The sequence below is a fragment of the Bordetella genomosp. 6 genome (genome assembly GCF_002119705.1).
GTDB classification, from domain to species: domain Bacteria; phylum Pseudomonadota; class Gammaproteobacteria; order Burkholderiales; family Burkholderiaceae_B; genus Bordetella; species Bordetella bronchiseptica_F.
Genome location: NZ_CP021107.1, coordinates 3,154,067 through 3,167,154, shown reverse-complemented (window position 1 = coordinate 3,167,154; position 13,088 = coordinate 3,154,067). Strand labels below are relative to the sequence as shown.

Below are 13,088 nucleotides of genomic sequence, written 5' to 3'. Positions count from 1 at the left end.
GAACGGGGCTATCTCGTACAATTCGGTTATTGATTCCGATCAACCCCACTTCGCGCCTTACCGGAGACCCGCGTGGCCTCATCCAAGCAAGCCGATCCACAGACCGACGCCCGTCCCCTGCCGCAGGATTTCGAAACCGCGCTCGCCGAACTCGAGTCGCTGGTGTCCGCCATGGAGAACGGGACGCTGCCGCTGGAGCAGTCGCTGTCCGCCTACCGGCGCGGCGTCGAGCTCGCGCGCGTCTGCCAGGACCGCCTTGCGCAGGCCGAGCAGCAGGTGAAAGTCCTGGAGGGCGATTTGCTGCGCCCGCTCGATCCCGCGGCGCTGGACGACGAATAAACGCATGAAGCAAAGTCATCTCGCCTGCGCCGACTGGCTGCGGGAGCGCGCGCAGCATGTCGAGCACGTGCTCGACGAATTGCTGCCTGGCGCCGATATCTCCCCCACGCGGCTGCACGAAGCCATGCGCTACGCGGTGCTGGGCGGCGGCAAGCGGGTGCGCGCGGCCCTGGTCTACGCGGCCGGGCAGGCCTGCCCCGTCAACGGCAGCACGCTGGCCGTCGGGGCGTCGATGGACCGCGCCGCCGCGGCCGTCGAGCTGATCCACGCCTATTCGCTGGTGCACGACGACCTGCCTTGCATGGACGACGATACGCTGCGCCGCGGCCGGCCCACGGTGCACGTGCAATTCGACGAGGCCACGGCCATGCTGGCCGGCGACGCCCTGCAGCCGCTGGCCTTCGAACTGCTGGCCGGCATGCCGATCGCGCCTGCGCTGGTGGTGCAGGCCGCCCAGGTCCTGGCGCGCGCCGCCGGCAGCCTGGGCATGGCCGGCGGGCAGGCCATCGACCTGCACAGCGTGGGACGCATGCTCACGCGCGACGAACTGCAGACCATGCACAGCATGAAGACCGGCGCCATGCTGGCGTGCAGCGTGACGCTGGGGGGCATCGTGGCCGGCGCCAGCTCGACCGCCCGCCAGGCGCTCGACAGCTACGCGCAGGCGATCGGCCTGGCGTTCCAGGTCGTCGACGATATCCTCGATGTGACGGCCGACACCGCCAGCCTGGGCAAGACGGCCGGCAAGGACGCCGCCGACAACAAGCCGACCTATGTATCCTTGCTGGGCCTGGAGCAGGCCCGCGCGCTGGCGCAGGAGTTGCGCCAGGCGGCCCATCAGGCCCTGGCGCCGCTGGGCGAGTCCGGCGCGCGGCTGGGCCAACTGGCAGATTTCATCGTACTCAGAGACCGCTGAACCCGGGCGGCCGGCGCCGCGCGCCGGACACCAAGACCATCTACCGAGCATGACGACAGAACTACTGGACCGTATCCTATCCCCGGCCGACCTCCGGCAACTGGACCGTCGCGAACTCAAGCGGCTGGCCGACGAGTTGCGCGGTTTCGTGCTCGAGTCGGTGTCGCGCACGGGCGGCCACCTGTCGTCGAACCTGGGCACGGTCGAGCTGTCGCTGGCGCTGCATTATGTCTTCGACACGCCGCATGACCGCATCGTCTGGGACGTGGGCCATCAGTCGTATCCGCACAAGATCCTGACCGGCCGCCGCGAAGGCATGGCGCACCTGCGCCAGCAGGGCGGGATCTCGGGCTTTCCCAAGCGCAGCGAGTCCGAGTACGACGCCTTCGGCACCGCGCATTCGTCCACCTCGATTTCCGCGGCGCTGGGCATGGCCGTGGCCTCGCGCAATGCCGGCGTGCAGCGCCAGCACATCGCCGTCATCGGCGACGGCGCGATGTCCGCGGGCATGGCCTTCGAGGCCATGAACAACGCGGGGGTCACGCCCAACATCAACCTGCTGGTCGTGCTGAACGACAACGATATGTCGATTTCGCCGCCGGTGGGCGCGCTCAATCGCTATCTGGCGCGCCTGATGTCCGGGCAGTTCTACGCCGCGGCCAAGAACGTCGGGCGGGCGGTGCTGCAGCATGTGCCGCCGGTGCTCGAACTGGCGCGCCGGCTCGAGGAGCACGCCAAGGGCATGGTGACGCCGGCGACGCTGTTCGAGGAGTTCGGGTTCAACTACGTCGGCCCGATCGACGGCCATGACCTCGACGCCCTGGTGCCCACCCTGCAGAACCTGCGGGCGCTGCCGGGCCTGCAGTTCCTGCACGTGGTCACCCGCAAAGGCCAGGGCTACAAGCTGGCCGAGGCCGATCCCGTGCTCTACCACGGGCCGGGCAAGTTCGACCCCGCCGTCGGCATCCAGCAGGCCAAGGCGCCCGCCCGCAAGACCTTCACGCAAGTGTTCGGCCAGTGGCTGTGCGACATGGCCGAGCGCGACGAGCGGCTGGTGGGCATCACCCCGGCCATGCGCGAGGGCAGCGGATTGGTCGAGTTCGAGCAGCGCTTCCCGCAACGCTATTTCGACGTGGGCATCGCCGAACAGCACGCCGTGACGTTCGCCGCGGGGCTGGCTTGCGAAGGGCAAAAGCCCGTGGTGGCCATCTATTCGACCTTCCTGCAGCGCGGCTACGATCAGCTCGTGCACGACGTGGCGCTGCAAAACCTGGACGTCACCTTCGCGCTGGACCGCGCCGGCCTGGTGGGCGCCGACGGCGCGACCCATGCCGGCAACTACGACATCGCCTTCCTGCGTTGCGTGCCCAACATGGTGGTGGCCGCGCCGTCGGACGAGAACGAGGCGCGCCTGCTGCTGTCGACCTGTTACGAACACCCGGGGCCCGCGTCGGTGCGCTACCCGCGCGGCGCGGGATGCGGCGCCGCGGTGGCCGGAGACCTCGCCACGGTGCCCCTGGGCAAGGGGCTGGTCCGCCGCGAGGGCCGCCGGATCGCCATCCTGGGTTTTGGTACGCTGGTGCAGGCGGCGCTGGGCGCGGCCGGCCAGATCGACGCCACGGTGGCCGACATGCGCTTTGTCAAGCCGCTGGACCGCGAGCTGGTGCTGGAGCTGGCCGCGCGCCACGACGCGCTGGTCACCATCGAAGAGGCGGCGATCATGGGCGGGGCGGGCAGCGCCGTGCTGGAGGCGCTGGCCGAGGCCGGCGTGACCCTGCCCGTGCTGCAGTTGGGGTTGCCCGACGCGTTCATCGATCATGGCGACCAGGCCGCCTTGCTGGCCGGCCAGGGGCTGGACGCCGCGGGCATCGAGCGTGCGATCCGGGCGCGTTTCGGCGAATTGCTGGCTTGAGGCCGGGCGTGGCGGGAACGGACTGTTCCATCCCGGCATCCTACAGATGGAAGGGTTTTCCCTGCGTGTGCGGTGACTTTGCGCGATAATGGGCGCCCTCCGCTTCAAAATTTCTGGGTTGCGTGCGACAAGCGTGCCCGTGACAGGTAAGGCGAAATGAATTCTCCTATTGATCCCGCGATCGTGATGCCCGATGTGCAAAGCTCGACGGATACGCGGCACATCCCGATCCAGCGGGTCGGCATCCGTGGCGTGCGCCACCCCATGCTGGTGCTGGCCGGCGACGGCGCGGCCCAGCCGACGGTGGCCAATTGGACGCTGACGGTGGCCTTGCCCGCGGAAGAGAAGGGTACGCACATGTCCCGTTTCGTGGCGCTGCTGGAAAAGTACCGCGCCACGCCCATGACGCCGGCGCTGTTCGCCGCCATGGCGCGCGAGATGCTGCCGCTGCTGCATGCCGAGCGCGGCGACATCACGGCCTCGTTCCCGTACTTCATCAACAAGTCGGCGCCGGTCTCCGGCGTGCAGAGCCTGCTCGACTACGAAATCCAATGGATCGCGCGCGCCGTGGGCGAACAGGTCGAGTTCGAGCTGGTCGCGCAGGTGCCGGTCACCAGCCTGTGTCCCTGCTCGAAGGCCATCTCCGAGTACGGCGCGCACAACCAGCGCTCGCACGTGACCGTGTCGGCGATCGTGGCCGGCGATTTCCGCATGGACGAGGTGATCCGCCTGGTCGAGGACGAGGCGTCGTGTGAGCTGTGGGGCCTGCTCAAGCGGCCCGACGAGAAGTACGTCACCGAGCGCGCCTACGACAACCCCAAGTTCGTCGAGGACCTGGTGCGCGACGTCGCCGCGCGCCTGAAGGCGCATCCGGGCATCGGCCGCTTCCGCGTCGAGGCCGAGAACTTCGAATCCATCCACAACCACTCCGCCTACGCCGTCGTGGAAGGCTGAGTGGCGCCTGCCGGCCCGGCCGCCCGCGGCGGCCGTGACCCGCGGTCCGGAGGGGCAATGCGTCCCTCAAATGCCTGATTCCGCTCGATCTTGCATCGAGATGCGCAATCGGCGATAATCGAGAGCTTTCTTGCTCGACTGCCTGGTTTTGGGTGGCGGGCTATCCCTTGCCGGGACCTGCATTGCATGGTTTGCGCCCGGCGAGACATCCTCAAGGAGTCAATACATGCGTCACTACGAAGTAGTGTTCATCGTTCACCCCGACCAAAGCGAGCAGGTGCCCGCCATGGTCGAGCGCTATCAAGCGCTCGTCACCGGCCAGAGCGGCACGGTGCATCGCCTGGAAGACTGGGGTCGCCGCCAGCTGGCCTATCCCATCCAGAAGCTGGTCAAGGCCCACTATGTCTGCATGAACATCGAGTGCGGCCAGGCCACCCTGGATGAGCTCGAGCACTCGTTCCGCTACAACGATGCGGTGCTGCGCCACCTCGTCATCAAGACCAAGAAGGCGCCCGCCGCGCCCTCGATCATGATGAAGTCGGTCGAGCGCGAAGAGGCCCGCAAGGCGTCGGCTGAAGCCGCCGCGACCGCGGCCGAGTAACAGGCTCAGGCAGAGCCTGGTTGGCAGACCCAGCGGCGACGGCAGGATGAACAGTCTGGAGCTCAGCGCCCGCGTTCTCGAATGCGGTGCCATGCGCCACACTCCCGCCGGATTGCCTGCGTTGGAATTGCTGTTGGCCCACGAATCCGAGGTCGTCGAAGCGGGGCATCCGCGCCGCGTCGAACTCACGATCTCCGCCGTGGCCCTGGGCGATCTGGCGTTGCTGTTGGCCGATATCCCGTTGGGGACCGAGATGCAGGTGCAAGGTTTTCTGGCGCCCGCCCGCAAGGACTCGGTAAAGGTCAAGCTGCATTTGCAGCAGGCACGCAGAATCGCCGGCAGCATGGGACGCGATCCGCTGGTGGGTTGATGCCAGTCAGGCTTTGACGGACAGATAACGGGCGAACCGGCAACAGGCGCAAGGCGCCGGGCCGGCCCAAACCAAACAAAGAGGCACATATCATGGCTTTCTTCGGAAAACGCAAGGAAAAACGCAAATTCACGCAGCAGAACCCGCTGTTCAAGCGTCGCAAGTTCTGCCGCTTCACCGCTGCCGGCGTTGAAGAGATCGACTACAAGGATCTCGACACCCTGCGCGACTTCGTGCAAGAAAACGGCAAGATCATCCCGGCCCGCCTGACCGGCACCCGTGCGATCTATCAACGCCAGCTGGACACCGCCATCAAGCGCGCGCGCTTCCTGGCCCTGCTGCCGTACACCGACAACCACAAATAATCCAGGGGCACTGACATGCAAATCATCCTGCTCGAAAAAGTCGCCAACCTGGGCAACCTGGGCGAAGTCGTGCGCGTGCGCGATGGCTATGCCCGCAACTTCCTGATTCCCCAGAAGAAGGCCCGTCGCGCGACCGACGCCGCCCTGAAGGAATTCGAAGCCCGCCGCGCCGAACTCGAAAAGATCCAGGCCGAGAAGCTGGCCGCCGCCCAGGCCCTGGCCGAGCGTCTGAACGGCTTCCAGCTGAAGATCTCGCAGAAGGCTGGCGTGGACGGCCGTCTGTTCGGCTCGGTCACCAACGCCGACGTCGCCGAAGGCCTGCGCAAGGCTGGCTTCGAAGCTGTCGAGAAGTCGCAGGTGCGCATGCCCAATGGCCAGCTCAAGGCCGTGGGCGAGTACCCCGTGCAAGCGGTGCTGCACGCCGACGTCGTTGCCGACGTGGTGGTGCTGGTCGAAGGCGAAATGGCCTGATCGTCCGGCATGCCTGAAAAAAGCCGGCCTGGTGCCGGCTTTTTTTTCGAGAGCGGCGCGGGCCGCGGGAGAAGCGCTACCATCAGCGCCATTGTTTCTGCTCGGGGGATGCCGGTTTGAACGAACCGCCACTACACCACAACGCGCCGCCCGGCCTGAGGGCGTGGCTCGACGGCGAACAGGCCGCCGCCATCCGTTCGGTCAAGGAGGTGACGGTCGATGGCGTGCCGTGCGTGGTGAAGCGCCGGCGCCCGGGCGTGCGCCGCGGCATCAGCTATGTGCTGCGCTACCTGCGCGCCTTTTTCCTGGCCGTGCTGTGCCGTATCCTGCTGGGCGAATTCCCGCGCCCCTCGGTGCTGCTGCGCAACGGCCTGGACTACGAGGCCGAGCGCCTGCGCCGCCTGCTGCAGGCCGGTTGCCGGGTGCCCGAGGTCTGGTGGCAGGAGCCCGGCCTGCTGGTGCTCGAGCACGTGGGCGACGACCTGCCGTTTCGCCTGCGGCAGGCCGACGAGGCGGGACGGGTTGCGCTGGCCCAGGCCCTGGCGCGCGACCTGGCGGAATTCCACGGCCGCGGCATGTGGCACGGCGGCGCCCAGGTGCGCAATGTCACGCTGCGCGATGGCAAGCTGTGGCGCATCGATTTCGAGGAAAACATCGGCGGCGCGCTGTCGCTGCCCCTGGCGCAGGCCTATGATCTCTACCAGACGCTGGCTTCGCTGGTGAGCCTGCGCAAATTGCCGCCCGACCAGGCGTCCCATCTGGGTAAACTCGTCCTGGACACTTATTTCTCGGCCCATCCCGACGCCGAAGTGCGCGCGCGCATCCGGCGCATCGCGCGCCTGGCCTGCGGCGCCGCCCGCTTGCTGCGGCCGCTGGGCGGCCGCCTGCCGTGGCGCGACGTGCGGGCGTTTTTCCGGGTGGCCGACACCCTGAGGTTACTATTGCACCCATGAATACCCCCGCCGATCCCCAGCTCGAATACCTGCGCGTGCCGCCACACTCGATCGAGGCCGAGCAGTCGGTGCTGGGCGGTCTGTTGCTGGACAACGCCGCCTGGGACCGCATCGCCGACGTCCTGGTCGAGGAAGACTTCTATCGCCACGACCACCGCCTCATCTGGCACCACATTGCCCGTCTGATCGGCCTGGCTCGCCCGGCCGACGTCATCACCGTCAACGAATCGCTGGCCAGCGCCGGCAAGTCCGAAGAGGTGGGGGGGCTGGCGTATCTCAACGCGCTGGCGCACAACACCCCGTCGGCGGCCAACATCCGCCGCTATGCCGAGATCGTGCGCGAGCGCGCCATGCTGCGCAAGCTGGTGTCGATCGCCGACGAGATCTCGGCGGCCGCGCTCAACCCGCAAGGCAAGGAGGCGCGCCAGCTGCTGGACGAGGCCGAATCCAAGGTGTTCAAGATCGCCCAGGAAGGCGAGCGCGGCTCGGCGGGTTTCCAGGAAATCCAGCCGCTGCTGACCCAGGTGGTCGAACGGATCGACGAGCTGTATCACCGCGAAAGCGAGTCCGATGTCACCGGCGTGCCGACCGGCTTTGCGGACCTGGACAAGATGACCTCCGGGCTGCAGGCCGGCGACCTGGTCATCGTGGCCGGCCGTCCGTCCATGGGCAAGACCTCGTTCTCGATGAACATCGGCGAGCACGTCGCCATCGAGCAGGGGCTGCCGGTGGCGGTGTTCTCGATGGAAATGGGCGCGGTGCAGCTGGCCATGCGTATGCTGGGCTCGGTGGGCATGCTCGACCAGCATCGCATGCGCACCGGCAAGCTGGTCGCCGACGATTGGCCGCGTGTCACCCACGCGGTGCAGCTGATGCAGGACGCGCAGGTCTATATCGACGAAACGCCGGCCCTCAGCTCGATGGAAGTGCGCGCCCGCGCGCGGCGCCTGGCGCGCCAGTGCGGGCAGCTGGGCCTGATCATCATCGACTACCTGCAGCTGATGTCCGCAAACAGCGCGGGCGAAAACCGCGCGACCGAAATCTCGGAAATCAGCCGCTCGCTCAAGGGCCTGGCCAAGGAGCTCAACTGTCCGCTGATCGCGCTGTCGCAGCTCAACCGCAGCCTGGAACAGCGCCCCAACAAGCGGCCGGTGATGAGCGATCTGCGCGAATCCGGCGCTATCGAGCAGGACGCCGACGTGATCCTGTTCATTTACCGCGACGAAGTCTACAACCCGGACTCGCCCGACAAGGGCTCGGCCGAGATCATCATCGGCAAGCAGCGTAACGGTCCGATCGGCACCGTGCGCCTGACCTTCCAGGGGTCGAGCACGCGCTTTCTCAATTTCGCGCCCGGCACCCAGTACTGAGCCGGCCGCCGCGCCCGGCTCAGTCCGGGCGTTTGCCGTAGCGCGTGGCCAGCACGGCGCACACCATCAGCTGGATCTGGTGAAACAGCATCAGCGGCAGCACGATGGCGCCCACGGCCTGTCCGGCGAAGATCACCTGGGCCATCGGGATACCGCTGGCCAGGCTCTTTTTCGAGCCACAGAACAGCAGCGTGATGCGGTCGGCCACATCGAACTTGAACAGCCGCCCCAGCAACAGCGAGCCCGCCATCGCCAGGGCCAGGATGATGCAGCACACGGCCAGCAGCCCCAGCAGGGCCGGTATCGGCGTATTGCTCCACAGGCCTTCGTTGACCGCTTCCGAGAAGGCGGTGTAGACCACCAGCAGGATGGATCCCTGGTCGACCCACTTGAGCAGGGCCTTGCGGCGATGCACCCAGGCGCCGATCCAGGGCCGCAGCAATTGCCCCAGCACGAAGGGCAGCAGCAGTTGCAGCATGATCTTGCCGACCGCGTCGAACGAGATCGGCGCGGCCGCGGCGCTGGCCACGACGGTGCCCACCAGCAGGGGAGTGATGAAGATGCCCAGCAGGCTGGAAGCCGACGCGCTGCAGACGGCGGCCGGCACGTTGCCGCGCGCGATCGACGTGAAGGCGATCGCCGACTGCACCGTGGCTGGCAGGCAGCACAGGAACAGCACGCCCAGGTACAGTTCGGGCGTGACCAGCGGCTCGAGCACCGGCTTGAGGGCGACCCCCAGCAGCGGGAACATCAGGAACGTGGCCGAGAAGATCGTCAGGTGCAATCGCCAGTGCGTGATCCCCGCCACGATGGCGTCGCGCGACAGGCGCGCGCCGTGCAGGAAGAACAGCAGCGCCACCGCCAGGTTGGTTATCCAGCTGAACGCGACGATGCCCTGCCCGTGGGCGGGCGCCAGGCTGGCGATGATGACGGTGGCGACGAGCAGCAGCGTGAAACGATCGGGCAGGAAACGGGCAATGCGTTGCATCGGATTGGAAGAGGCGCTCAGAGGGTTTGGGTCGCCGCTATTGTAGGGTGCGCGGGATCAGGCCATCGTCAGCTGGCGGTCAGCTCATCGCCAGCGCGAGGTCGAAGGCCGCGACCAGCGAGGCGTGGTCGGCGATGCCCTGCCAGGCGATGTCGAACGCGGTGCCGTGATCGACGCTGGTGCGCACGAACGGCAGGCCGACGGTGACATTGACGCCCTGGTCCAGCCCCAGGTACTTCACCGGTATCAGGCCCTGGTCGTGGTACTGCGCCACGACGATGTCGAACTCGCCGCGGCGGGCCCGCATGAAGACGGTGTCGCCCGGCCACGGGCCCGAGGCGTCGATGCCTTCGGCGCGGGCCTGGGCCACCGCGGGGGCGATGATGTCGATGTCCTCGCGGCCGAACTTGCCGTCTTCGCCGGCATGCGGGTTCAGGCCCGCCACCGCCACGCGCGGCCGCGCCACGCCCATCTGGCGGCAGGCGCGGTCGGCCAGCCGGATGGCGCGCAGCTCGGTCTGCGGCGTGATCTGCGCCATCACCGCCGCCAGCGGGATGTGTATGGTGACCAGCAGCACGCGCAATTCGTCGTTGGCCAGCATCATGGCGAAGTCGCGGGTATCGGTGCGTTCGGCCAGGATCTCGGTGTGGCCAGGCTGGTCGATGCCGGCCAGCTGCATCGATTTCTTGTTCAGCGGCGCGGTGACGATGGCGCGGATGCGTCCGGCCCGTGCATCGTCGATCGCGGCGCACAGGTAATCGTAGGCGCCCTGGCCGGCCGCCGCGCTGACGCGTCCGGCGGGCAGGTCGGGCGGCAGCGGCGTGCCGCGGGCGATGACTTCGATGCAGCCGGGCTGGCCGCGGGCCTCGTCGATGCCGGCCAGTTCGAGCACGCGCAGCCGTGCGCCCAGCAGTTCGGCGGCGCGCCGCATGGTGGCCGGGTCGCCGTAGACGACCGCGGGCGCGCCCAGGCCCTGGGCGCAGGCCTTGGCGATGATTTCCGGGCCGATGCCGGCGGCGTCGCCCATGGTGATGCCGACGGGAAGCTGAGCGTTCATGGTGGCGGTGATGCTGAAGTCGGGAATGCAATCATGCTACACCGCCGCGCGCGCCTGTTCGTCGAGCAAATCCGATGAACCAAAAAAAAGGCCCCGCGGGGCCTTTTCCGGGATGGATGGACGCTAGAGCACGTCGCCGGCATAGTCGGCCAGGCGGGAGCGTTCGCCGCGCTGCAAGGTGACGTGGCCGGAATGCGGCCAGCCCTTGAAGCGGTCCACCACGAAGGTCAGGCCGGAACTGCCTTCGGTCAGGTAGGGCGTGTCGATCTGCGCCACGTTGCCCAGGCAGACCACCTTGGTGCCGGGGCCGGCGCGGGTGATCAGCGTCTTCATCTGCTTGGGCGTGAGGTTCTGCGCCTCGTCGATGATGAGGTACTTGTTCAGGAAGGTGCGGCCGCGCATGAAGTTCAGCGACTTGACCTTGATGCGCGAGCGGATCAGGTCCATGGTGGCGGCGCGGCCCCAATCGCCGCCTTCGCCTTCGCCCATGTTCAGCACGTCCAGGTTGTCTTCCAGCGCGCCCATCCAGGGCAGCATTTTCTCTTCCTCGGTGCCTGGCAGGAAGCCGATGTCCTCGCCCACCGGCACCGTGACGCGGGTCATGATGATCTCGGTGTAGCGCTTGGTCTCCAGCACCTGCGTGATGCCGGCGGCCAGCGCCAGCAGCGTCTTGCCGGTGCCTGCCTGGCCCAGCAGCGATACGAAATCGCATTCCGGGTTCATGAGCAGGTTCAGGGCGAAGTTCTGTTCGCGGTTGCGCGCCGTGATGCCCCAGACGTTGTTCTTGCCGTGGGTGTAGTCGCGCAGCGTGGCCAGCACCGCGGTCTTGCCGCTGACCTCGCGCACCTGCGCGTACAGCGGCATCTGGCCTTCGAAATACACGAACTGGTTGACCACGAACTGGGCGCACAGCGGCCCGCGGATGCGGTAGAAGGTCGTGCCGCCCTGTTGCCAGGATTCCACGTCCTTGCCGTGCTTGTTCCAGAAGTCTTCCGGGAGCTGCATCACGCCGGAATACATCAGGTCGGTGTCTTCCAGGACGTGGTCGTTGTAGTAGTCCTCGGCCGCCATGCCCAGCGCCCGGGCCTTCAGGCGCATGTTGATGTCCTTGGACACCAGCACGACTTCGCGCTGGGGGTGGCGTTCCTGCAGCGCGCGCACCACGCCCAGGATCTGGTTGTCGGCCTTGCCCATGGGCAGGTCCGACGGCAGCGTGCTGTGGATGGCCGTGGTCTGGAACATCAGGCGCCCCGTGGCGTCCTTGTTGCCCAGCGCGTTCAGCGCCAGGCCGTCATCCAGGTTGCCGGCGTCCTGCACCAGCGAGTCGAGCGAGCGGCTGACCTGGCGCGCGTTGCGCGCCACTTCCGACATGCCCTTTTTCTGGTGGTCCAGCTCTTCCAGCGTCATCATGGGCAGGAAGATGTCGTGTTCCTCGAAGCGGAACAGCGAGGTGGGGTCGTGCAGCAACACGTTGGTGTCCAGCACGAACAGCTTGCGCGCGGCGCTGTCGCTGCGTGCGCGGGGCTTGCGCGCGGGAGCGGGCTTGGGGGCGGGACGATGGGCCGCCGGCGCGGGGGCCGGCACGGGCGCTGGCGCTGGCGCCGCCACCGGGCGCGCCGGCGCCTTCTGCTGGGCCTTGCGCGCCGGCGCCAGGCCGGCCAGTTCGGGCTGCATCAGTGGTTCGTCAGTGTTGCCGGCGACCGCGGGTTTGCTGTTGGTACGTGCTGCCTTGGCACGGGCGGCGTCGCCCGAAGGGAAGGTCAGGATGGCTGCGGGACGATTGGGCAACTTCGGAAGCGGCATAGGTGTCACTCTCCTGTGTGAGCCGGCTTGGGGCGCCTGACAATGGGCAATATAGGCTTAGCCGATGCTCTTGGCGGCCTGCAGGACTTCCTTGGCGTGGCCGGGCACTTTCACCCCGCGCCACTCCTGCACCAGCACGCCATAGGCGTCGATCAGAAAGGTGCTGCGCTCGATGCCGCGCACCTGTTTTCCGTACATGTTCTTCTGCTTGATGACGCCGTACAGATTGCACACGGTTTCGTCGGCGTCGGAGATCAGCGGGAAGGGCAGCTCGTACTTGGTCTTGAAATTCTCGTGCGACTTGAGCGAGTCGCGCGACACCCCCAGCACGATGGTGCTGGCGGCCAGGAAGTCTTCGTACAGGTCGCGAAAGTCCTGGCTCTCGGTGGTGCAGCCGGGCGTATTGTCCTTGGGATAGAAATACAGCACGACCGCGCGGCCCTGGCACTGGTCCAGGCTCACGGGGCCGATGGTGCTTTCCGCGGTGAACAGCGGGGCGGGTTTGCCTATCAGCGGGGTCATCGCTAGGAGTCTCCGTCGGGAAGGAGGGCGACGACGACGCGTCGGCCCTCGGCCATCAGAATGTTGTAGGTGCGGGCGGCGGCCTGGGTATCCATCGCTTCGACGCCCACGCCCATGGCCAGCAGCGGGCGCAACTGCTCGGGGCCGAGCAGGTGCTGGCGCTTGCCGGTGCCCACCAGCAGCACTTCGGGGGCGTTGGCCGGGCGCGCGGCGGCGCCCGCCTCGGGCTCGTCCAGGAATGCCAGCGGATCGCGGACGACCTCGGCCAGACCGGCGGCTTGTTGCAGGAGGGAGGCGGTAATGTCGGCCGGACGCTGGACCGGCCAGCTTGCGACCGGGCCTTCGGGCGCGAAGGCGATGGCGTGGGAAAAGCGGACCTGGTTGACTTCGATGTACCCGTCACCATAGGCGGTGACGGTATTCAGCGCCGTCGCAGGATCGGTATGCAGCTTCAATAAATACTCCGA

The 13,088-nt window shown here is 67.4% G+C and carries 15 protein-coding genes; 10 read left to right on the top strand and 5 right to left on the bottom strand.

From position 1 onward, the window contains the following. Positions 1-72 precede the first annotated feature (72 nt). From CAL11_RS14825 to CAL11_RS14780, 10 genes are all read left to right on the top strand, one after another. The gene (locus tag CAL11_RS14825) at positions 73-339 is read left to right on the top strand and encodes an exodeoxyribonuclease VII small subunit (RefSeq protein WP_003813109.1); all 267 of its coding nucleotides are present in this window, start codon (positions 73-75) and stop codon (positions 337-339) included. A gap of 4 nt (positions 340-343) precedes the next feature. Further along, positions 344-1,255, top strand: coding sequence for a polyprenyl synthetase family protein (locus CAL11_RS14820; RefSeq protein WP_033462213.1), 912 nt, complete (start codon positions 344-346; stop codon positions 1,253-1,255). 49 nt (positions 1,256-1,304) lie between these two features. Next, a complete protein-coding gene (gene dxs, locus CAL11_RS14815; RefSeq protein ID WP_068926691.1) occupies positions 1,305-3,167 on the top strand; it encodes a 1-deoxy-D-xylulose-5-phosphate synthase in 1,863 nt (620 codons plus the stop codon). A gap of 156 nt (positions 3,168-3,323) precedes the next feature. Beyond that, on the top strand, positions 3,324-4,121 hold the full coding sequence (gene folE2, locus CAL11_RS14810; protein ID WP_033462217.1) for a GTP cyclohydrolase FolE2: 798 nt from the start codon (positions 3,324-3,326) through the stop codon (positions 4,119-4,121). A 226-nt stretch (positions 4,122-4,347) separates the two neighbouring features. After that, entirely contained in the window at positions 4,348-4,722 is a 375-nt protein-coding gene (rpsF, locus tag CAL11_RS14805; protein ID WP_033462218.1) for a 30S ribosomal protein S6, read from the top strand. A 46-nt stretch (positions 4,723-4,768) separates the two neighbouring features. Continuing rightward, the gene (gene priB, locus CAL11_RS14800; RefSeq protein WP_086093342.1) at positions 4,769-5,092 is read left to right on the top strand and encodes a primosomal replication protein N; all 324 of its coding nucleotides are present in this window, start codon (positions 4,769-4,771) and stop codon (positions 5,090-5,092) included. A gap of 92 nt (positions 5,093-5,184) precedes the next feature. Beyond that, the gene (rpsR, locus tag CAL11_RS14795) at positions 5,185-5,457 is read left to right on the top strand and encodes a 30S ribosomal protein S18 (protein WP_003813094.1); all 273 of its coding nucleotides are present in this window, start codon (positions 5,185-5,187) and stop codon (positions 5,455-5,457) included. A 15-nt stretch (positions 5,458-5,472) separates the two neighbouring features. Next, entirely contained in the window at positions 5,473-5,928 is a 456-nt protein-coding gene (gene rplI / locus CAL11_RS14790; protein ID WP_033462221.1) for a 50S ribosomal protein L9, read from the top strand. 116 nt (positions 5,929-6,044) lie between these two features. After that, on the top strand, positions 6,045-6,881 hold the full coding sequence (locus CAL11_RS14785; RefSeq protein WP_086093341.1) for a hypothetical protein: 837 nt from the start codon (positions 6,045-6,047) through the stop codon (positions 6,879-6,881). Then, positions 6,878-8,251, top strand: a complete 1,374-nt coding sequence (locus CAL11_RS14780; RefSeq protein ID WP_003813089.1) for a replicative DNA helicase — start codon at positions 6,878-6,880, stop codon at positions 8,249-8,251. Before CAL11_RS14785 ends, CAL11_RS14780 begins: the two co-directional genes overlap by 4 nt. A gap of 19 nt (positions 8,252-8,270) precedes the next feature. Here CAL11_RS14780 and CAL11_RS14775 read toward each other — a convergent pair whose 3' ends face one another. The 5 genes from CAL11_RS14775 to CAL11_RS14755 form a co-directional block, all read right to left on the bottom strand. Next, positions 8,271-9,239 (bottom strand): bile acid:sodium symporter family protein, encoded by a 969-nt coding sequence (locus CAL11_RS14775; protein ID WP_086093340.1) that lies wholly within the window; start codon positions 9,237-9,239, stop codon positions 8,271-8,273. A 79-nt stretch (positions 9,240-9,318) separates the two neighbouring features. Next, a complete protein-coding gene (gene pdxA, locus CAL11_RS14770) occupies positions 9,319-10,296 on the bottom strand; it encodes a 4-hydroxythreonine-4-phosphate dehydrogenase PdxA (protein ID WP_086093339.1) in 978 nt (325 codons plus the stop codon). Between the two features lie 123 nt (positions 10,297-10,419). Beyond that, a complete protein-coding gene (locus CAL11_RS14765; RefSeq protein ID WP_086093338.1) occupies positions 10,420-12,099 on the bottom strand; it encodes a PhoH family protein in 1,680 nt (559 codons plus the stop codon). A gap of 57 nt (positions 12,100-12,156) precedes the next feature. Beyond that, positions 12,157-12,621, bottom strand: coding sequence for a peroxiredoxin (locus CAL11_RS14760; RefSeq protein WP_003813079.1), 465 nt, complete (start codon positions 12,619-12,621; stop codon positions 12,157-12,159). Between the two features lie 2 nt (positions 12,622-12,623). Next, positions 12,624-13,076 carry an Mth938-like domain-containing protein gene (locus tag CAL11_RS14755; RefSeq protein WP_033462228.1) on the bottom strand — a complete coding sequence of 151 codons (453 nt, stop codon included), beginning with the start codon at positions 13,074-13,076 and terminating at the stop codon, positions 12,624-12,626. Positions 13,077-13,088 lie beyond the last annotated feature (12 nt).